Raw genomic sequence first — 20450 nt, 5'->3', positions numbered from 1 at the left:
GGCGGCACAATGGGCGCATGTCCCGACGCAGTTCCCGTCCCGCCCGACCCGCCCGCTTGGCCGGTACCTGCCCCTGCGGGGGGCCCGAGCCGTACGACGCGTGCTGCGGACGGTTCCACGGGGGCGTGGCCGCTCCCACCGCCGAGGCGCTGATGCGGTCCCGCTACTGCGCCTTCGTGAAGGGTGACTCGGCGTATCTGCTGCGGACCTGGCATCCGCGGACCCGGCCCACGCGGGTCGACCTCGATCCGGGGCAGCGGTGGACGGGGCTGGAGATCCTGGGGGCGACGGAGGGGTCCGCGTTCCACACCACGGGGACGGTGACCTTCCGGGCCTCGTTCCGGGGCGGATCGCTGCACGAGCGCAGCCGGTTCGAGCGGGTGGAGGGGGCCTGGGTGTACGTGGACGGGGAGTTCCTCGACCAGTAGGAGACCGGTGGCGGTCGTTGACGGCCGTTGACGTCCGGTTGGGTTACGGCGCCAGTATGTCCAGTTCGTGGAGCGCGCCCACCGTGATCTGGCGGGTCAGTTCCTCCGCGCGCCACGCGTCGCCCTCGCGGACCGCCTCGGCGACCTGGACGTGGAGGGTGACGGCCGCCGGGTCGGGGTCCTCGAACATGACCTCGTGCTGGGTTCGGCCCGCGAGGACCTCGGCGACGACGTCGCCGAGACGGGCGAACATCTCGTTGCCGGAGGCGTTGAGGATCACCCGGTGGAAGGCCATGTCGTGGACGAGGTAGCCCTCCAGTTGGTGGCCGCGTGAGTGGGCCACCATGCCCAGGGCGCACTCGGTGAGTTCGGCGCACTGTTCCGCCGTGGCGTGTCTGGCGGCGAGGCCCGCGGCCACGGGTTCGACGGCGGAGCGCAGCGTCGTGAGTGAGCGCAGTTGGCGCGGGCGGTCGGCGCCGGCCAGACGCCAGCGGATGACCTGGGGATCGTAGACGTTCCACTCGTTCTTGGGCAGCACGGTCACGCCCACCCGGCGGCGGGACTCGACCAGGTGCATGGACTCCAGGACCCGCACCGCCTCGCGCATCACGGAACGTGAGACGTCGAAGCGCTGGGCGAGTTCGTCCGTGCGCAGGACGCTGCCCGGCGGATAGTCACCCGCGGTGATCTCGGGGCCGAGGGCGTCCAGTACCTGGCCGTGCAGTCCCCGGCCCGATGTGCTCATGCACTCAGCCTACGGGGCACGCCACACGCCACGGCCAGAAAAGGTCAGACTTATTTGCTACAGGGGCTTGAATTCGTCGTACCTAATGGGTTTCAGTGTGGCGGACGTCAGATGTCGACGTCGGATGTCGAAGAAGACAGCGAGGCATTGATGCGTACCCCTCACGTCGTTGTGGTGATGGGCGTCGCGGGCACGGGCAAGACCACGATCGGTCCGCTGCTCGCGTCCCGGCTGGGCGTCCCGTACGCCGAGGGCGACGACTTCCACCCGCCGGCCAACATCGCGAAGATGTCGGCCGGTACCCCGCTCGAGGACGCGGACCGGTGGCCGTGGCTGGATGCCATCGGCGACTGGGCGCACCTGAGGGCCGGGCTCGGCGGGGTGGTGAGCTGCTCGGCGCTGAAGCGGTCGTACCGTGACCGGCTCAGGGCCGCGGCGCCGGGCGTCGTGTTCGTGCATCTCGCGGGTGAACGGGCGCTGATCGAGGACCGCATGGCGCATCGCCAGGGTCACTTCATGCCGACCGCCCTGCTGGACTCCCAGTTCGCCACGCTCCAGCCGCTCGGCGCGGACGAGGCCGGGGTCGTCGTGGACGTCACGGGCAGCCCGGAGCAGATCACCGAGCGGGCCGCGAACGCACTCGACGCCCTTCCCGAGACATCCCGGTAGCCACTCCCCCCACAGCACCCCCCACTCGCAGTACCACTCCCCCAATCCCCGTACCTGCAAGGGAATCCCCCGTGACCAGACTCAGTGTCGAGATGCTGGCAGCGGACGCACCCGAGCCGATCACCTCGGCCGGCCATGCTCAGCTGGGTATCGCCGTTCTGGCGGGCATCGCCGTCATCGTCCTGCTCATCACCAAGTTCAAGCTGCACGCCTTCCTGTCGCTGACCCTCGGGACGCTGGCGCTCGGCGCGTTCGCCGGGGCACCGCTCGACAAGACGATTCTCAGCTTCACCACCGGACTCGGATCGACGGTGGCCGGCGTCGGCGTGCTCATAGCCCTGGGCGCGATCCTCGGCAAGATGCTCGCCGACTCCGGGGGCGCCGACCAGATCGTCGACACGATCCTGGCTCGGGCCAACGGCCGCACCATGCCGTGGGCGATGGTGCTGATCGCCTCGGTGATCGGGCTGCCGCTGTTCTTCGAGGTCGGCGTGGTGCTGCTGATCCCGGTCGTCCTCATGGTCGCCAAGCGGGGCAACTACTCGCTGATGCGGATCGGCATCCCGGCTCTCGCGGGCCTGTCCGTGATGCACGGCCTGGTCCCGCCGCACCCCGGCCCGCTGGTCGCCATCGACGCGGTCAAGGCCAACCTCGGCGTCACCCTGGCGCTCGGCGTGCTGATCGCCATCCCGACCGTGGTCATCGCCGGTCCGCTGTTCTCGAAGGTGGCCGCCCGCTGGGTGGACGTCCCGGCGCCCGAGCGCATGATCCCGGCGCGCGCCTCGGAGGAACTGGAGCGGCGTCCCAGCTTCGGCGCGACCCTGGCCACGATCCTGCTGCCGGTCGTCCTGATGCTGGCCAAGGCGCTGGTCGACATCGTCATCGACGACCCCGAGAACACCGTGCAGCGGGTCTTCGACGTCGCCGGCTCCCCGCTGATCGCGCTGCTCGCCGCGGTGCTGGTGGGCATCTTCACCCTGCTGCGGCCCGCCGGGTTCGCCAAGGACCGGGTGTCCCAGCTGGTCGAGAAGGGGCTCGCGCCCATCGCGGGCATCCTGCTGATCGTCGGCGCGGGCGGTGGTTTCAAGCAGACGCTGATCGACTCCGGCGTCGGCCAGATGGTGCTGGACATCTCCAAGGACTGGTCGATCCCGGCGCTGCTGCTGGCCTGGCTGATCGCGGTGGCGATCCGGCTGGCGACCGGTTCGGCGACCGTGGCGACCATCTCGGCGGCCGGCCTGGTGGCCCCGCTCGCGGCCGACATGTCGACGGCCCACACGGCCCTGCTCGTCCTGGCCATCGGCGCCGGCTCGCTGTTCTTCAGCCATGTCAACGACGCCGGGTTCTGGCTGGTGAAGGAGTACTTCGGCCTCAGCGTGGGTCAGACCGTCAAGACCTGGTCGGTCATGGAGACGATCATCTCCGTGGTCGCGGGCGGCCTGGTGCTGCTGCTTTCCCTGGTCATCTAGGAGTACGACGATGAGTCACCCCCTGTTCGACATCAGCGGCCGCACGGCCCTGGTCACCGGCTCCAGTCGGGGCATCGGGCTGGCGCTGGCCCGCGGGCTCGCGGAGGCGGGCTGCCGGGTCGTCCTCAACGGACGGGACGGCGAACGGCTCGCCGAGGCCGCCGCGCGGCTGCCCGGCGACGTCCACACGGCCGTGTTCGACGTGACCGACGGCTCGTCGGTCGCCGCCGGGATCGCGGATGTCGAACAGCGGGTGGGCCCGCTCGACATCCTGGTCAACAACGCCGGGATGCAACTGCGCGCCCCGCTCCTGGAGTTCGCCGAATCCGACTGGCACCGGATCCTGGACACCAACCTGACCAGTGCCTTCCTGGTCGGCCGGGAAGCCGCCCGCCGGATGACGGAACGCGGCCACGGCAAGATCATCAACATCTGTTCGCTGCAGAGCGAGGTGGCCCGGCCCGGCATCGCGCCCTACGCCGCCACCAAGGGCGCGCTGAAGATGCTCACCAAGGGCATGTGCGCGGACTGGGGACCGCACGGCGTGCAGGTCAACGGTCTGGGCCCGGGCTACATCGAGACCGAGTTGACCCGGCCCCTGGTCCAGGACGAGGAGTTCAGCGCCTGGGTGCGGCGGCGCACCCCGGCCGGACGCTGGGGCCGTACCCAGGACCTGGTGGGCGGGGTGCTGTTCCTCGCCTCGCCCGCCGCGGACTTCGTCGGCGGGCAGGTGCTGTATGTCGACGGCGGCATGACGAGCGTGCTGTGACCTCGAAGGAGACGGCGATGCTGGGATGTGTGATCCACGGTCAGGACGATCTGCGGGTCGAGGAGGTGCCGGTACCGTCACCGGGCCCCGGCCAGGCGCTGATCGCCGTCCGCTACGGCGGCGTGTGCGGGTCCGACCTGCACTACTGGCGGCACGGAGGGGTCGGTGACTTCCGGCTCAAGGAGCCGATGCTGCTCGGCCACGAGGTGGTCGGGACGGTCGTCTCGTACGGTGCCGGAGCGTCAGGTCCCGCCGTGGGCAGCGCTGTCGCCGTGCACCCGGCGAGTCCCTGCGGGGTGTGCCCGGAGTGCGTTCAGGGGCGTCGGAACGTCTGCCGGGACACGCGCTACCTCGGCAGCGCGGCCCGGTTCCCGCACGTCCAGGGTGGCTTCGCGGCCCAAGTGGTCGTACCGGCCGATCAGTTGCGGTCGCTGCCGGCCGGCCTGGAGCTGCGTCGGGCGGCGCTCGCGGAACCGCTGTCGGTGGCGCTGCACGCGGTGCGGCGGGCCGGGGACGTACACGGACGGCACGTGCTGGTCACCGGCGCGGGTCCCATCGGGTGCCTCGTGGTCGCGGCGGCGAAGGCCGCGGGCGCCGCGCGGGTGACGGTGACGGACCTGCTCCCGGCGGCGCTGCGGTACGCGTCGGCCGCGGGCGCCGACACCGTCGTACGGGCGGACGATCCGGACGACGCCGGGTGGCCGGCGGACGCGGATGTGGCCGTGGAGGCGTCCGGGGTGGCGGCCGGGCTCGACGCCTGTCTGCGGCGGGTGCGGCGCGGCGGGGTCGTCGTGCAGCTCGGCATGCTGCCGCCCGGCCCGAGCCCCTTCGCGGGCAACCTCGTGGTGAGCCGGGAGATCGAGTTGCGGGGCGCGTTCCGCTTCGACGGGGAGTTCGACGAGGCGCTGGAACTGCTCGCGTCCGAGCCGGCGTTCGACGAGCTGGTCAGCGCGGTGCTCCCGGTCGAGGAGGCGGAATCGGCGTTCGCGCTGGCCGCCGACCGGAGCCGCTCGTGCAAGGTGCTGCTGGACTTCGGCGTCCCCGGCACAGCCTGAGACGGCACGGCGGCCGGCGAGCGGCGCGACCCCCTACCCCCGCTGCGGAGGAATCAACGCCGACGCGGGGGCCAGTGCGCGGCCGCCGTCCTGCTCGTCGGGGAGCGCCTCGTCGTGGACCGGCATGTCGTCCCGTATGAGGTTCTCGCGGATGAGGACGGCCGCCGTGGCGCCGCCGCTCGCCGAGGAGCGCAGTTCGACTCTCAAACCCTGCCGAGCGGCGATGCGGTTGACCACGAACAGGCCGATCTGCTTGGCGTCGAGCAGGTCGATGTTCTCGGACTGGATCTTGCGGTTGGCCTCGGCCAGCGCCTCCTCGTTCATGCCGAAGCCGCTGTCCTCGATCTCGATGAGGAGGCCGTCGCGCACCCGGGCGGCCCGCAGCCGGACCCGGGCGCTGGGCGGTGAGAACGAGGCCGCGTTCTCCACGAGTTCGGCGAGCAGGTGGATGACGTCGGCGACGGAGCCGCCGTGGACGGAGACGGGCGGTACCGGCCAGATCTGGACCCGCCCCGGCTGCTCGATCTCCGCGACGGCGGCCCGTAGGACGTCCGCCAGCGGGATGGGGTCGCGCCAGCCGCGTCCGGGCGCGATGCCGGAGAGGATGAGCAGGCTCTCGGAGTGACGGCGCATCCGGGTGGCGAGGTAGTCGACCTGGTAGAGCTCCTGCACCTCGGCCGCGTCGCGCGGGCGCTGCTCGAGCTGGTGGAGCAGGTCGAGCTGCCGGTGCAGCAGCACCTGGCCGCGGCGGGCGATGCTGACGTACACCCCGGAGATGCCGCTGATCAGTTCGGCTCGCTCGGAGGCGGCCTTGAGCGCGGCCCGCTGCACGGCGGTGAGCGCGGTGCCCACCTGGGCGAGTTCGTCACCGACGAGGCGGCGCATCGGGGCCTCCGCGTCGATGTCCACGCCCTGCCCGGCGTGCAGTCGGCGCATGGCCTGCGGCAGCCGGCGCCCGGCGACTTCGAGGGCGTCGTCGCGCAGGTCGAGCAGTTCGACGATGAGCCCCCGGCCGACGCCCACGGACACCAGCAGCGACAGCAGCACGCCCACCAGGCCGAGGATGACGGCGACGCCGGAGGCGCCCAGGGTGTCCCAGCCGAACGGGTTCGTCCTGGCCATGGCTTTCGTGCCGGCGTCCGCCTGGGCGTCGCCGAGCCCCTTCAGCACGTCGTCGGCGCTCTTGTCCCAGGTGCGCAGGAAGCCCGCGGAGACGACCGGGGCGCCGGGCCCGGCGCCGCGCACCTTGTCCTCACCGGCCGCGAGCTGGGCGTAACTCGCGTTCTGCAGCACCGCGTTGTACTCAGCACGGTGGGGCGCCTTCAGGTCGGCGATCGCGGGTTTCAGCAGCTCCCGCTGGGTGGCGACGGCGCCGACGAACTGCGTGTACTGCTGAGTGGTGAGCTTCCCGGCCCCGCTTCCCGCGGCGAGGAGAGCCTGTTCCTGGGCCACGGCGTCGCGGGCGCGGGCGAGTTCGAGGACGACCCGCGCGTCGGATGCGGCGTCGGTGCCGTGCTGGCCGGTGAGCGCCCCGGTGACGGCGAAGGCGTGCTCGATGATGGTCGAGTACCCCGTGAACGCCGTCTGGGGGGCGTCCTTCTCCTCGGCCTGGTTGCGCAGCTCGGTGAGTCCGCGCGCGTCGGCCTCCAGCCGGTCGATGCGGGTGGGCAGCCCGGCGTCGAGGAGCTCGGCGTCCGCGGTGGCGGCGTCGGCGCCGTTGCGCAGTGCGGTGGCGGCGTCGTCGGTGGCTTTGCCCGCGGCCTTGAGGGCGTCGAGGTCGGCCGTGCTCCGGGATGCCGCGTGACGCGTCGCGGCGGTCCGCTCGGTCTGCAGTGCGCTGACGAACTCGTCGACGGGGGCGAGGAGTTGGGTGTTGACCTTCTTGACCCGCTGGATGTCACCGACGTTGGAGGCCGTGGTCACCGCGGCGTAGCCCCACAGCGCCATCAGGGACACGATGGGCAACATCAGCAGGGCGACGATCTTGGCCCGGACCGATCTGGGGCGCAGCCGAGCCGCTGGAGGGGTGACACGCATGGGGAGACCTCTTCGGGGGTGTGTGCGGTGCGGTGGGGCCGGGGTACGGCTCAGGCGGTCACGGAGGTGGCGGGGGCGGGCTCCGTGGTGGTCGCGGTGGACAGCTCGACCTCGCGCAGCAGTTCGGTGGCGACGGACTCGGCGCGCTTGCCGGTCGGGGAGAGCGCCACGTACGCGGAGGCGAGGAAGAGGAACGAGCCGAGCAGCACCGCGAGCGGGAAGAGGAACTCGGTGGCGGTGGCTCCGGGCAGCTCCGCGCTGCTGGGCGCGAGGCTGACGTGGACGGCGAACATCGCCGTGTAGTGCATGCTGCTGACCGCGAGCCCCATCACGAGCGCGGCGGCGACGGTGAGGACGGGGCCGCGCACCACGAGGGTGAGGGTGAGCGCGGCGGTCGCGGCGACGACGGCGATCACGACGGAGGCGGCGACGAGGAGCGGGTCGTAGCCGACGGAGCCGTGCAGGTTGAGCGCTGCCATGCCGGTGTAGTGCATGGCGGCGACACCCAGGCCGGTGCCGAGTCCGCCGAGCACCACCGCCGTCACCCGCGAGCGTCCGTACCCGGCGGTGAAGACGCCGGCGCTGACGACGCCGATGGACATGGCGAGGCTGAGGACGGTGAGCGGGACGTCGTAGCGGATGGGGGTGCCCTCGACGCCGAAGCCCATCATCGCGACGAAGTGCATGGTCCAGATGCCGGAGCCGATCGCGAACGAGGCCAGCAGCAGCCAGTTCCGTTTCGAGGCGCCGTCGGCCTCACGGGCTCTGACGGTACAGCGCAGGCCGAGCGCCGAGCCGACGCAGGCCATGACATAGGACAGGACGGGCGTGACCCATCCGGCGCTGAAGTGGTCCATGTGTCCCACGGAAAACCCCTCTCGCCCGCCGGGCGGACAGCGCAGCGCGCACGGTGGTGCCGCCGGTGGGCAGGGACCTGAAGGAACGAGATCAAGCCACTGCTTTCCGGAGGCCGGTGAGGATCAAAATACTGCGGTGTGGGTTACATCCCCATTTGCATGCGAGTGCTTCACATTCCCCTTACGGTGCCCATACTTTCCACTGTCGGTACGGGTGGCCCGGCCGCCGAGGGCTGCGAGACCGGGCTCGGGGCGGCCAGGGTCGGCGGGTATCCACCCATTTCGAGCATGGCCGAAAGGTGTCCCCTGAAGGCGTTCTGAAGACCCGTCGGCGGCGACGGCCTCCGCCTCACGATCCGTCAGCGAGAAACGCGGCAAGGGCGAAGCAGCAGGGGCGACGAGCTCAACGCGACGAACCAGGAGCGATCAGCTACGGCCGCCACAGCGGGTGTTCCCGCTCGGCCCATTCCCGGCTCACCCTCCCCGTGCGCAGGCCGCGGCGGGCCTCCGGGTCCCCGAGTGCCATGCCGATGTGGCCGCCCAGGACGATGCCGATGGTGAGGGCGAGCCAGTCGTGGACGAAGGTCGCGTTGGTGCGCCACTGGATCGGGGTGAGGTGGGTGAACCACATCAGAAGGCCCGTGCCGAGCATCACCAGGGTGGCGCCGGCGATCCAGGCCGCGTAGACCTTCTGCCCGGCGTTGAACTTGCCGGCCGGGCGGGACGCGGTCCGTTTGTCGCGGTGCAGGGCGGCGCGCAGCCAGACGCGGTCGTGCGGGCCGAAGCGGTTGAGGAAGCGCAGGTCGGCGCGGAACGCGCGGGAGGCGAGGCCCGCCAGGACGGGCACGGGCAGGGCGAGGCCGGCCCACTCGTGGACGCGGACCACCAGCTCGCGGCGGCCGACGAGTTCGGCGAGCTGCGGGACGTAGAGGCAGGCGGCCGTCAGCACGCACACGCCCATCAGCGCGGCAGTGGTGCGGTGCACCCACCGCTGGGCGGGGCCGAAGCGGCGGACGTGGGACGCCTGCGGCGTCGGGGTGTCGGTGGGCAGGCTCATGGTCAACTCGTGGGCTTGTCGTCGCGGCCGTTCGAACGGCCGACCCAGGCGTCGACGTCGTAGCCGCGCTCCTCCCAGTAGCCGGGCTTCACATCCTCGGTCACGGTGATGCCGGACAGCCACTTGGCGGATTTGTAGAAGTACATCGGCGCCACATAGAGGCGGACCGGGCCGCCGTGGGAGTGGCCGATGTCCTTGTCCTGCATGCGCAGGGCGACCAGGACGTCCGCACGGCGGGCCTGGTCGAGGGTGAGGCTCTCGGTGTACGCGCCGTCGAAGCAGGTGAAGCGCACCGCGCCGGCCGAGGGGCGCACCCCCGCCGCGTCCAGGAGCCGGGACAGGCGTACCCCCTCGAAGGGGGTGTCCGGGACCCGCCAGCCGGTGACGCACTGGACGTCCTTGATCATGCGGGTCTGCGGCAGGTCACGCAGGTCGTCCAGCGTGTACGACCGTGGGTGGTCGACGAGGCCGCCGACGGTGAGGCGGTAGGTGGCCGCGTTCTTCTTGGGCACGGAGGACGTGACGGAGTAGTAGCGGAAGCCGCCGCCGTTCGGGAGCAGACCGGTCAGGCCGGTCGGGTCCTTGTCGGCGGCGCTGCCGAGGAAGGCCTCCAGGCCGCGTTGCAGGGTGGGGGCGGAGAGCACGCCGAGCGCGCCCAGGCCGAGGGTGCCGAGGAAGACCCGGCGGCCGACCGGCGCGCCCCGTTCCTCGGGGCCGTCCGCGCCCGGCTCCTCGGGGCGGCTCATGCCGGGGTCCTCGGGGCGGTTCGTACCGGGTCGCTGGGCGCGGTGCGTGCCAGGTGCCTCGGCGCGGTCCGTGCCGGGCTCTTCGGCGGGGTACGTGCCGTGTTCCTCGGGCTGCTCGGAGTTCACGTTCTCATTCGAACACCCGCGGTCCCCGTCCTGCCAGGGATGGCGGGTGCCCGTCAGAGTTCCGTAACCACTTCTCACCCTGCTCTCAGCGTCTACGGCGTCCGCTCCGCCGCCTTCTCCAGCTGGAACGCCTCGTTGCCGAGCCCGATGCGGGCGTGCGCCTCGGGACGGCGGGCCCGCAGGACCACGCCCTGCAGCAGGCCGACGATCAGGGCGAGCGCGATGCTGCCGGGCAGGATCCAGCTCAGCGAGGAGTCCGGGCCCGCACCGACCAGGACGTCGAAGTCCTTGACCGTGTAGCCCGCGATCACCAGCAGGGCGACGCCCGCGACGACCGAGGTGAGCAGCCGCCAGGCCTGGGCGCCCACCGCCCCGCGCCGGGCGAAGAACACGACGACCGAGAACGAGGCCGCCGCCATCAGCACGATCACGCCGAGCGCGCCGATGTTGCCGAACCAGGTGAACAGGTGCAGGACGGGTTCGGTCGGGTCGCCGGCCGGCTTGTCGTCGGCGACCGCGAAGGCGACGACGATCACCACGGAGACGGCCGTCTGGAGCAGCGACCCGGTGCCGGGGGCGCCGCTCGCGCCGGTGGTACGACCGAACGCGGCCGGCAGCAGGCCCTCGCGGCCCATGGCGAAGGCGTACCGGGCGACGACGTTGTGGAAGCTGAGCAGGGCGGCGAACATGCCGGTCACGAACAGGACGTGCAGGACGTCGGTGAAGGTGCCGCCGAGGCGGGACTCGGTGAGGGAGAACAGCAGTCCGGCGCTCTGCTTCTGCGACTCGCCGACGATGGCGGAGGGGCCGGCGGCGACGGTGAGGGCCCAGCTGCTGAGCGCGAAGAAGACGGCGACCCCGCCGACCGCGAGGAACATCACGCGCGGCACCAGGATGTGCGGTCGGCTGGTCTCCTCCGCGTACACGGGTGCCTGCTCGAAGCCGAGGAAGGCCGCGATGCAGAAGCACAGCGCGGTGCCGACCCCCGCGCCGCTGAGGGTGTCCGGGTTGAAGGCGTGCAGGGACAGGCCCTCCTTGGCGGGATCGGCGACCGCCGCGATGTCGAAGATCACGACCAGGGCGACCTCGATGACCAGCAGCACGCCGAGCACGCGGGCGTTGACGTCGATCTTCAGCCAGCCGAGCGCGCCGACGACCAGCGCGGCCAGCAGGGCCGGTATCCACCAGGCGATCTGGAGATCGGCGTAGGTGGAGAAGAGGCCGGAGACCTCGAAGCCGAAGATCCCGTAGATGCCGACCTGGAGGGCGTTGTAGGCGACCAGGGCGACCAGGGCCGCGCTCGCCCCCGCCGTGGCACCGAGGCCCCGGGAGATGTACGCGTAGAAGGCGCCCGCGTTGTGGACGTGCCGGCTCATCTCCGCGTAGCCGACGCCGAACAGGACGAGGACCACGCCGAGGACAACGAAAAGGAGCGGTTGTCCGACGATGCCCATCACCGCGAACGTGGTGGGCATGACACCCGCGACGACCATGAGGGGCGCGGTGGCCGCCAGGACGGAGAGCAGCAGGCCCCCGGTGCCGAGACGGTCGGCGCGCAGGGCCCGCTCCTGGCCCTTGAACGTGCTGATGCTGCCGTCGCCGGTGGTTCTTCTGGTGCTGGAGCTGTCCGTTGTCACGGGAGGACCGTCCTGTTCGGGGACTGTGTGGGGCTGTCGGGACTGTTCGGGGACTGATCGAGGCTGTTCGGGGACTGATGGGGAGATCGGGAACTGATGGGGACTGTTCAGCGGCTGTGAGGGTGGGGCGTCACGCCGTACCGAGCGCGTGGTCGCGCGCGGCGCGGAAGGCCGGGTACGGCTCCCGGTCCGGGTACGACCAGGGGGCCGGGGCGGGGTGTTCGCCGATGCGGTGGAACAGGGCGGCGGCCTCGGCGCCCCGGCCCTCGTAGACCTTGGCGTGGGCGAGGAAGTTCAGGTCGACCAGCCGACGGGGGTGGCCCTCCTGCTCCCACTCCAGCCACCAGTCGAAGGCGGCCTTCATCACCTGCCGGGCCCGGCGGCCGGCCCAGTGGCGGGAGGCGGCCGGGTCGGCGGGTTCGTGGCCGGTGGCGGCGAGGACGCGGTACCGCTCGGCGTGCGCCACGACCGGGAGGATCGCGAGCGGGGAGTCGGCGGGTGCCTGTTCGGCGGCCCAGGCGGCGAAGTCGTAGACCTTGTGCAACGGGTCCGGTCCGGCGTCGGAGCGGAACTCGGCGAGGTGGGCGACCATCAGATGGTGGGCGTGGTGGTGGTCGGGGTGCCGCTCGCGGACCTCGTCGAACAGCCGGCCGACCTCGTCACCGGAGCCCCGGGAGTGCTCCAGCAGGAGCAGCCCGAGCCACGGGGTGGGGTCGGCGGGCGCGCGTGAGGCGGCGGACCGGCAGGCCTCGCGGGCCCGGGACGGGTCCTCCTTGCCGCGCAGGGCGCGCCGGACCTGCGCGAGGGCGAGCAGGACGGCGGCGTCGGCCGAGTCGGGCTCGGCGAGCAGCCAGTCGTTGGCCCAGGCGGCGCAGTAGGGCTCCAGGGCGAGAACGGTCACCCGGTGTCCCCGGCGGTCCCACTCGTCGCCCGTGGCGGCCAGCAGCGCACGGGCCACCTGCCATCGCCCCTGCGCGAGCGCGGCCCGCGCGGACACGAGTTCGGTGTCGTCCAGGGCTGCGTCGAGCGCGTGGGCGGCGGCACGCTTGCGGCTGAGTCCTGTCTTTCGGATCACGTCGGCTCCGCGGGACGGCGCCTGGAAGCGCGGGTGAGAGGGGTCATAGGGACTGCCCGGGCCCGAGCGGATCCGCGGGTGGCCGGAGGGAGGGCGCGGTCGCGGGGCGCGGGGGGCGGCGACGCGATGCCGGTCACGGTTCCTGGTGGGCGCTGGCCGCCCTCCTCGGGCACGGTGTGATCGGAACGGCAGGCCTCGGGGCCGTGGGGCGGGGGTGGGGACACCGCGGGGACTTCCTCACGCGACGCGGCTCGTGGTCGGTTGTGCCGACGGGTCGGCCGGTCGTCCGGTCCGGACGTCGCGGCTTGTCGTCGGCTGATCACGCACAGCCAATCCCCAGCCAACGGTTTCCGTCAAGGGCCGTCGGCACGTTACACGCGTCAACTCCGCTCATTCACAACGGACTTGTGAATCACAGGAGGAGCGCGGGCCCCGGTCGGGGGCGGCGGCTGTGTCGTACGCCATGGCGCGGGCACGTCCGGCACCGCACCATGGCAGGACGGACGTGGTCCCGCCTTTGATCGATCGGGCGGCGTGACCGGGTCGACCACCCGAATCCGGGTACTCCCGGGGCAAGCCGGGCCCTGGGCCACTACAGTCAGCTCCTACGCATCCCGTTACCCGGCCGGATGATCGAGGTACGCAGCGTGTCGGTACTGGTTCTTGTTCTCGCCGTGAGCGCGGCCTGCTGTCTGGGCTTCGGGTTCGTGCTCCAGCAGAACGCTGCCCGCCAGGCGCCGATGAGCGACTTCCTGTCGCTCCGGCTCCTCGTGGACCTGATGAAGGTGCCACGCTGGCTCGGCGGCATCGGACTGATGGTGGCCGGCATGGTGCTCGGCGCGATCGCGCTGGGCAAGGGCGAGATCTCCCTGGTCGAACCACTCCTCGCGACGAACCTGCTGTTCGCCCTCGCCCTCTCCCGCAGACAGACCCAGCAGCCGCTGGGCCGGCAGGGCTGGGCCGGGCTTCTGCTGCTGGCCGGCGGGGTGACCGCGTTCATCGTGGCGGGCCAGCCACGCGGCGGCAACGCGGTCAGCGACCCAGTGCGGCACTGGCTGATCATCGGCGTGATGGTCGGCCTCGCGCTGCTGCTCACGACGTACGCGAAGCGGTCCCGGCTCAGCTCCGGCCCGGTTCTGCTGGCGCTGGCGGCCGGTCTGCTGTACGGCGTTCAGGACGCCCTGACCCGGGTGAGCGGACAGCGGTTCTCGGAGGGCGGCCTCCTCGAGGTACTGACCGGCTGGCAGCCGTACGCCGTCCTGGCACTCGGGGTCACCGGACTGGTCCTGGTGCAGAGCGCGTTCGAGACGGCGCCCCTGCGCATGTCGCTGCCCGCCCTGACGGCGGCCCAGCCGCTGGCCGGGATCGTCTGCGGCGTCGGCTTCCTCGGCGACCGGCTGCGCACCGACACCGGCGCGCTGGCCTGGGAGGCGGCGGGACTCGCGGCGATCGTGGCCGGCATCGTCCTGCTGGGCCTGCACCCGGCCATGCCGCGCGGCATGGCACCGTCCGAACGTGCAAGGGACCTGCAGCCGCGCTGACGGCTCAGGTTGTATGGAGTCATGAGCGCTGCTGACGAGATCCTCGACATCGTCGACGAGAACGACCAGGTCATCGGCCAGTCCCCGCGCGGCGAGGCCTACGCGCGGGGCCTGCGCCACCGCTGTGTCTTCATCCAGGCCCGGGACGCGGCGGGCCGGCTCTTCGTCCACCGCCGCACACCGACCAAGCTGGTCTTCCCCTCGCTGTACGACATGTTCGTCGGCGGCGTGGTCGGCGCGGGCGAGTCCTACGACGACGCGGCCCTGCGCGAGGCCGAGGAGGAACTGGGGGTGACCGGCCTTCCCCGCCCGGAACACCTCTTCCGGTTCCTCTACGACGACGGCTCCGGGCGGACCTGGTGGTCGGCCGTGTACCAGGTCCGCTGCGAGCTCCCGGTCAGCCCCCAGGCCGAGGAGGTGGCCTGGCACGCCTTCCTGCCCGAGGACGAGGTGGAGCGGCGCCTGCCGGAGTGGCAGTGGGTACCGGACGGGCTGGCCGCGTACGAGCGGCTGAAGGCGCACCGGTCGGCGGGCTGAGACGGCGGGCTGAGACGGGCGACGCCCCGATCCGGGCGTGGCGGCGGCTCCGGGTAGGGTCCTCGGCGTGAACGGTTTGGCACGGAACGTTCGGTTGTGGTTCGCCCCGCAGGATCTCCGGCAGGAGGGCGGCACCCCCGACTACCGCTTCTCGCTGGCGAACGAGCGCACCTTCCTCGCCTGGCTGCGCACCGCGCTCGCACTGATCGGCGGCGGCTTCGCCGTGGACCAGTTCCTGCCGGACCTGCGCTGGGGCTGGCGGGTCGGGCTCGCGCTGGCGCTGCTCGCGGCGGGCGTGCTGTGCTCGCTGCGGGCGGTCAACCACTGGGTGCGCTGCGAACGGGCCATGCGCCGTGGCGAGGATCTGCCGGTGTCACGGTTCCCGGCGTTGCTGAGCATCGCGGTCGCGGTCGTGGCCGTCGCGATGGTCTTCGTGGTGCTCGTCGGGTGGGCCGGGTGAGCGGGGCGGCCCCGTCGGAGGGCGTCGACCGGGATCCCGGGCTCCAGCCGGAGCGCACCCGGCTGGCCTGGCGGCGTACGACCCTGTCCAGCACCGTGGCCGCCCTGCTGGCCATGAAGACCACGCTGCACAACGGGGCCTCGGCGGCCTCGATCACCGTCTGCGCGCTGTGCGGCGTCCTGTGGCTGGGCTTCCTGCTCGTCGCCCACCGCCGTATCCGCGTCCTGTCGGCGACGAGCAGCCCCACCCCGGCGCTGACCCCGCGGCACGCGACGACGGGGGCGCTGCTGACGGTGGCGCTGGCCGTCTGCGCGGCGGCGCTCGTCTTCTAGGGGGTCTCCGCAGAGGGGCTCCCCTGTCTCCTTCGCCCGTAGAGGTCGCGCCACCGGAACCCCGTCCTCCCGGACCGCACGGCGGCGCTGACCCGGTCGGCCCACTGCGCCGCAGGCCCGCGAGCCGACCTTTATGCGATCGAGCAGACTCGACCTCGACCCCTCCTGCGAGCAGCCGGCCACCCCCACATCCGAAGGCGAGCACCATGAGCACCCTTCACCGCGCACACGCCTCCCACACGCACACCCACGGCCCGGACTGCGGGCACGCCGAGGTGCCGCACGGCGAGCACCTCGACTACGCGCACGACGGGCATCTGCACCGCGCGCACGACGGCCACTGGGACGAGTGCGAGGCCGCAGGACACGTCCCGCACGAGGACCACGATCACCGGCACGGGCACGACTGCGGGCACGAGAGCGTGCTGCACGGCGACCACGTCGACTACCTCCACGACGGACACCGGCACGCCCGGCACGACGGCCACTGGGACGATCACTGAGCCGACCCGCCGGTCAGGAAGCGGCCCGCCGACAGCTCCCCGCCGCCCGAGGCGGGGAGCTGTCGGCCTATCGTGGCTCCGATCACGTTCCGTCCCGACTCTGGACGACATACCGACCGGTCGGCATCATGGAGCAGTCCCGTTCACGCGCCGCGGACCCGTGCACGCGCACTCGTAAGGAGCACCGATGAGCCCCGACCACCCGCCAGGACTCGATCTCGACCGGCTGCGTGCCCTGCTCGACCGAGAGCGGCCCGGCCTGGTGCAGGGTCCGTTGACCGGCCGGCTGATCGAGGGCGGACGGTCGAACCTCACGTACGCGCTCTCCGACGGCAGCGCGAACTGGGTCGTCAGACGGCCCCCGCTCGGCCATGTCCTGGCCACCGCGCACGACATGAAGCGCGAGCACCGGGTCATCAGCGCGCTGCACCCGACCGATGTGCCGGTGCCGCGGCCGGTGCTGCTGTGCGAGGACGAGGACGTGCTGGGCTCGCCCTTCTACGTCATGGAGTTCGTCGCGGGCACCCCGTACCGCACCGCCGAGCAGCTGGCCCCGCTCGGCCCCGCGCGTACCCGGGAGGCCGTCCTCGCGCTGGTCGACACGCTCGTGGAGCTGCACGCGGTGGATCCCGCCGCGGTGGGTCTCGCCGACTTCGGCCGGCCGGAGGGCTTCCTGGACCGGCAGCTGCGGCGCTGGGGCAAGCAGTTGGACGCCTCCCGCAACCGCGAGCTGGCCGGGATCGAGGAGCTGCACGCGTCGCTCGGCCGTGCCCTGCCCCACTCCCCCGCCCCGGCGGTCGTGCACGGCGACTACCGGCTCGACAACGTGCTGATCGGCGAGGACGACCGGATCAAGGCCATCCTCGACTGGGAGATGTCGACGCTCGGCGATCCGCTGACCGACCTGGGTCTGCTGGTGATGTACAGCATGCCGCTCGGTACGCCCGACTCCCCGGTGTCGACGACCGCCGAGGCCCCCGGACACCCGGATCCGGCCGAACTGATCGAGCGGTACGCGACGCGCTCGGGCCGTGACGTGTCGGCTGTCTCCTGGTACACGGCGTTCGCCTGGTTCAAGCTCGCCGTGATCCTGGAGGGCATCCACTACCGCTACACCCTGGGCCAGACGGTCGGCCGCGGCTTCGACCGCATCGGCGACCTGGTCCCGGTCTTCATCTCGCACGGCCTGACCACCCTTCAGGAAGGCTGACAGACATGGACTTCGCGTTCGACGCGCGCACCGAGGAACTGCGCGCCAAGCTGCTCGCCTTCATGGACGAGTACGTCTACCCGGCCGAGGCGGTGGTGGAGGAGCAGCGCGAGCGGCTCGCCTCGCCGTGGGACACCCCGGCCGTGGTCGAGGAGCTGAAGGCGGAGGCCCGCAGGCAGGGTCTGTGGAACCTCTTCCTGCCGGACTCCGAGTACGGCGCCGGCCTGACCAACCTCCAGTACGCGCCCCTCGCCGAGATCACCGGCCGTTCCCCGCAGCTGGCGCCCACGGCGACGAACTGCGCGGCTCCGGACACCGGCAACATGGAGGTGCTGAACCAGTTCGGCGACGAGCAGCAGAAGAAGCAGTGGCTCCAGCCGCTGCTGGCGGGCGAGATCCGCTCGGCGTTCGCGATGACCGAGCCGGACGTGGCCTCCTCGGACGCCACCAACATCACCACGCACATCCGGCGGGAGGGCGACGAGTACGTCATCTCCGGCCGTAAGTGGTACATCTCCGGGGCGATGAACCCGGACTGCAAGATCTTCATCGTGATGGGCAAGACCGATCCGGACGGCGCGGACATCCGCCGTCAGCAGTCCATGGTCCTGGTCCCGCGCGACACCCCGGGCGTCACGGTGAAGCGCGCCATGCGGGTCTTCGGGTACGAGGACCACTACCACGGCGGCCACGCCGAGGTGGTCTTCGACGGGGCGCGGGTGCCGGTGTCGAACCTGATCGGCGAGGAGGGCGGCGGCTTCGCCATCGCCCAGGCCCGTCTCGGTCCCGGCCGCATCCACCACTGCATGCGACTGATCGGCATGGCCGAGCGGGCGATCGAGCTGATGTGCAGGCGGGCCGTCTCACGCGACGCCTTCGGCAAGGCGCTGGCCCAGCAGGGCGTGGTGCACAACTGGATCGCGGACGCGCGGGTCGCCGTGGAGCAGCTGCGGCTGCTGGTCCTCAAGACGGCCTGGATGATGGACACGGTCGGCAACCGGGGCGCCCACGCGGAGATCCAGGCCATCAAGATCGACACGCCCCGCACGGTCGTCGACATCATCGACCGCGCGATCCAGTTGCACGGCGCGGGCGGCGTCAGCCAGGACTTCCCGCTGGCCGAGCTCTACGCCGGCGCCCGCACCCTGATGATCGCCGACGGCCCGGACGAGGTGCACCAGCGGTCGCTGGCGCGGCGGGAGTTGAAGAAGTACCTGTGAGGCGCGGGGCCTGACGAAGGCGGCGCGGGCCTCCCCCGCCCACGCCGCCCGGCCCGACGCCCCTGCGCGGTGCGCGGTGCCTCGGTGTGCCTTCGTGCGCCGTTGAGCGCGCACCCGGTCTGTGGTGTCGTACGTCTTGCGGATCGGTCGCGCGAGGCCGGTGGCGCGGGCGGGGATCGGGGGACGATGACGGACCTGGATGAAGTGCCGGGATGGGGCGTCGCGGCTCAGTCGCAGGTGACTCTGGAACGGCTGCTGTCGGTCGTGGGCTCGGGGGCCCTGGAACTGGACACGGCTCCCGGCGGCCTGGCGGTGGCCGTCGCCGGCGTCACCGTACTCGATGTGCTGGACCCCGAGATCCGGCCGCGGGAGCTGCTGCTCGCGGTCGGCGTCGACGCGGGATCGGCGCACGCGGTGGATCTGCTGCGCCGGGCGGGCGACGCGGGCGCGACCGGCGTGGTGTTCGGCCCCGGGCGCCCCGAGCGGGCCGACGCGGCACTGCGGGCGGTCGCCGAGGAGAGCGGTGTCGCGGTGCTCTCCCGCACCGCCTGGTGCACCTGGGCCCAGTTGGTCGGCGACCTGCGGGCCGGGCTGGCCTCGGCGGGTGCGCCGCCGGTGCCCGCCACCCGCGGTCTGTCCCCGGGCGACCTCAACGGACTGGCCGACGCGGTGGCCGCGCTGGTCGGGGGCGCGGTGACCATCGAGGACACGGAGTCGCGGGTGCTGGCCTACTCCTCGACGGAGGAGAACGTGGACGAGCTGCGCCGGCTGACCATCCTCGGCCGGCGCGTGCCCCCGTGGCGGGTCGCCGCCATGCGTGAGGCCGGGTTCTTCCGGGCCCTGTGGAGCACGGACGACGTGCTGTACCGAAGGGCTCAGGGGGAGAACCCGGAGCGGCTGGTCGGGGCCGTCCGGGCGGGCGGTGAGGTACTGGGGTCGATCTGGGTGGCCGCGGTCGGCGGCCGTCCCCTGGCCCCCGGCGCCTCCGAGGCCCTGCGCGCGGCGACCCGTACGGCGGCCGCGCACCTCCTGCACGTCCGCACCCGCGGCGCGGACGGCCGGCTGGCGGAGGACGCGGCCCGGGCGCTGCTGGAGGGACGCGGCTCACCCGACGTCCTGGCGGAGCGCGCGTCGCTCCCGGCCCGGGAGCCCTGCGCCGTGCTGGCGGTGGGCGCGGGTCCAGGACCGGCCGACGACGAGCCGTCGAGGCTGGACGCGCTGCTCACCCTGCACTGCGCCGCGTTCGGTCACCGGACCGTGGTCGTGCCGGCGGGCGGCCGGATCCTGGTGCTGGTGAGTGCGCTGGACCACGATCCGCGACGGGCCGACGATCAGGTGACACGTCTGGGAGAGTCGCTGGCGAGACAGCTGCGGGCCACCACCGGCGCGCCGGTGAGAGTGGGTCTGGGGGACGTGGCCCCGGTGCTGGCGCGGGCGGCCGAGTCGCGCCGGTCCGCCGAGCTGGCGCTCCGGGCGCTCACTCGGGCCGCGGGAACGCACACCGTCGCGCGGGCCGAGGACGTCGCGGACACGGTCGGTGTCATGCAGGTCGTCGACGCGCTGCGGGACGTGGCGCTGCCGCCCCGGACGTCGGTGGCGCGGCTGGCCGCGTTCGACGCGGAGCACAGCGGAAGCTGCCTCGTGGAGACCCTGCGCGCGTACCTCGACCGTTTCGGGGACGTGGCGAGCGCCTCTCGTACGCTCGGGGTGCACCCCAACAGCCTGCGGTACCGGTTGCGCAGGATCACCCAGGTCTCGGGTCTCGACCTCGACAGCCCGGATGCCCGGCTGCTGGCCGAGTTGCAGTTACGCCTGCGGGACCGGGGCAACGGCACGGGCCCGGGAGCGTCGGCGGGGCCGTGACCGCGAGGACGACGGGTCCGCCCCTTGGCCGTCCGCACCACCGAAGGGCGCCGTTCTCGTCGTGACGCACAACGCCGTGGGCCGCGGCGTCCGGCGTTGGACCCGGCCGCCGTT

At 72.3% G+C, this 20450-nt stretch carries 20 protein-coding genes; 13 read left to right on the top strand and 7 right to left on the bottom strand.

Annotated features, from left to right (window positions below; genetic code table 11):
• Positions 1-17 precede the first annotated feature (17 nt).
• Complete coding sequence (locus ACFYRY_RS39120; protein ID WP_389157082.1) at positions 18-428, top strand: YchJ family protein; 411 nt, start codon at positions 18-20, stop codon at positions 426-428.
• Positions 429-471: 43 nt separating this feature from the next.
• Here the strand turns inward: ACFYRY_RS39120 and ACFYRY_RS39115 are convergent, their stop codons facing one another.
• A complete protein-coding gene (locus tag ACFYRY_RS39115) occupies positions 472-1173 on the bottom strand; it encodes a FadR/GntR family transcriptional regulator (RefSeq protein WP_389157079.1) in 702 nt (233 codons plus the stop codon).
• 150 nt (positions 1174-1323) lie between these two features.
• Here ACFYRY_RS39115 and ACFYRY_RS39110 point away from each other — a divergent pair, with 150 nt between their 5' ends.
• From ACFYRY_RS39110 to ACFYRY_RS39095, 4 genes are all read left to right on the top strand, one after another.
• Positions 1324-1842 carry a gluconokinase gene (locus ACFYRY_RS39110; RefSeq protein WP_389157076.1) on the top strand — a complete coding sequence of 173 codons (519 nt, stop codon included), beginning with the start codon at positions 1324-1326 and terminating at the stop codon, positions 1840-1842.
• Between the two features lie 71 nt (positions 1843-1913).
• Positions 1914-3311, top strand: coding sequence for a GntP family permease (locus tag ACFYRY_RS39105; protein WP_389157073.1), 1398 nt, complete (start codon positions 1914-1916; stop codon positions 3309-3311).
• A 10-nt stretch (positions 3312-3321) separates the two neighbouring features.
• A complete protein-coding gene (locus tag ACFYRY_RS39100; protein WP_389157070.1) occupies positions 3322-4080 on the top strand; it encodes an SDR family oxidoreductase in 759 nt (252 codons plus the stop codon).
• Between the two features lie 17 nt (positions 4081-4097).
• Positions 4098-5135 (top strand): L-idonate 5-dehydrogenase, encoded by a 1038-nt coding sequence (locus tag ACFYRY_RS39095; RefSeq protein WP_389157067.1) that lies wholly within the window; start codon positions 4098-4100, stop codon positions 5133-5135.
• Between the two features lie 33 nt (positions 5136-5168).
• Here ACFYRY_RS39095 and ACFYRY_RS39090 read toward each other — a convergent pair whose 3' ends face one another.
• From ACFYRY_RS39090 to ACFYRY_RS39065, 6 genes are all read right to left on the bottom strand, one after another.
• Positions 5169-7172: a nitrate- and nitrite sensing domain-containing protein gene (locus ACFYRY_RS39090; RefSeq protein WP_389157064.1), complete on the bottom strand. Its 2004-nt coding sequence runs from the start codon at positions 7170-7172 to the stop codon at positions 5169-5171.
• Between the two features lie 50 nt (positions 7173-7222).
• Entirely contained in the window at positions 7223-8038 is an 816-nt protein-coding gene (locus ACFYRY_RS39085; protein ID WP_389157061.1) for an MHYT domain-containing protein, read from the bottom strand.
• Positions 8039-8459: 421 nt separating this feature from the next.
• Entirely contained in the window at positions 8460-9086 is a 627-nt protein-coding gene (locus tag ACFYRY_RS39080; protein WP_389157058.1) for a cytochrome b/b6 domain-containing protein, read from the bottom strand.
• Positions 9087-9088: 2 nt separating this feature from the next.
• On the bottom strand, positions 9089-9832 hold the full coding sequence (locus ACFYRY_RS39075) for a molybdopterin-dependent oxidoreductase (protein ID WP_389157132.1): 744 nt from the start codon (positions 9830-9832) through the stop codon (positions 9089-9091).
• A 218-nt stretch (positions 9833-10050) separates the two neighbouring features.
• Positions 10051-11595 (bottom strand): APC family permease, encoded by a 1545-nt coding sequence (locus ACFYRY_RS39070; RefSeq protein WP_389157055.1) that lies wholly within the window; start codon positions 11593-11595, stop codon positions 10051-10053.
• Between the two features lie 130 nt (positions 11596-11725).
• Entirely contained in the window at positions 11726-12670 is a 945-nt protein-coding gene (locus tag ACFYRY_RS39065; RefSeq protein WP_389157052.1) for a hypothetical protein, read from the bottom strand.
• A 647-nt stretch (positions 12671-13317) separates the two neighbouring features.
• Here ACFYRY_RS39065 and ACFYRY_RS39060 point away from each other — a divergent pair.
• The 8 genes from ACFYRY_RS39060 to ACFYRY_RS39025 all read left to right on the top strand — a co-directional run bounded on the left by ACFYRY_RS39060 (position 13318) and on the right by ACFYRY_RS39025 (position 20336).
• Positions 13318-14211: a DMT family transporter gene (locus ACFYRY_RS39060; RefSeq protein WP_389157050.1), complete on the top strand. Its 894-nt coding sequence runs from the start codon at positions 13318-13320 to the stop codon at positions 14209-14211.
• Positions 14212-14232: 21 nt separating this feature from the next.
• The gene (locus ACFYRY_RS39055; protein ID WP_389157047.1) at positions 14233-14748 is read left to right on the top strand and encodes an NUDIX hydrolase; all 516 of its coding nucleotides are present in this window, start codon (positions 14233-14235) and stop codon (positions 14746-14748) included.
• A 67-nt stretch (positions 14749-14815) separates the two neighbouring features.
• Complete coding sequence (locus ACFYRY_RS39050) at positions 14816-15208, top strand: YidH family protein (RefSeq protein ID WP_389157044.1); 393 nt, start codon at positions 14816-14818, stop codon at positions 15206-15208.
• Positions 15205-15540, top strand: coding sequence for a DUF202 domain-containing protein (locus ACFYRY_RS39045; RefSeq protein ID WP_389157041.1), 336 nt, complete (start codon positions 15205-15207; stop codon positions 15538-15540). Before ACFYRY_RS39050 ends, ACFYRY_RS39045 begins: the two co-directional genes overlap by 4 nt.
• A gap of 206 nt (positions 15541-15746) precedes the next feature.
• On the top strand, positions 15747-16043 hold the full coding sequence (locus tag ACFYRY_RS39040; RefSeq protein ID WP_389157038.1) for a hypothetical protein: 297 nt from the start codon (positions 15747-15749) through the stop codon (positions 16041-16043).
• A 187-nt stretch (positions 16044-16230) separates the two neighbouring features.
• Positions 16231-17253 carry a phosphotransferase family protein gene (locus tag ACFYRY_RS39035; RefSeq protein WP_389157035.1) on the top strand — a complete coding sequence of 341 codons (1023 nt, stop codon included), beginning with the start codon at positions 16231-16233 and terminating at the stop codon, positions 17251-17253.
• A gap of 5 nt (positions 17254-17258) precedes the next feature.
• Positions 17259-18473, top strand: a complete 1215-nt coding sequence (locus ACFYRY_RS39030; protein ID WP_389157031.1) for an acyl-CoA dehydrogenase family protein — start codon at positions 17259-17261, stop codon at positions 18471-18473.
• A 186-nt stretch (positions 18474-18659) separates the two neighbouring features.
• Entirely contained in the window at positions 18660-20336 is a 1677-nt protein-coding gene (locus ACFYRY_RS39025) for a helix-turn-helix domain-containing protein (protein WP_389157028.1), read from the top strand.
• Positions 20337-20450: the final 114 nt, after the last annotated feature.

The sequence above is a fragment of the Streptomyces sp. NPDC005263 genome (assembly GCF_042872365.1).
Classification (GTDB): domain Bacteria; phylum Actinomycetota; class Actinomycetes; order Streptomycetales; family Streptomycetaceae; genus Streptomyces.
Note: the sequence above shows the minus strand (reverse complement) of the source record. Positions and strands in the feature narration are given on the sequence as shown.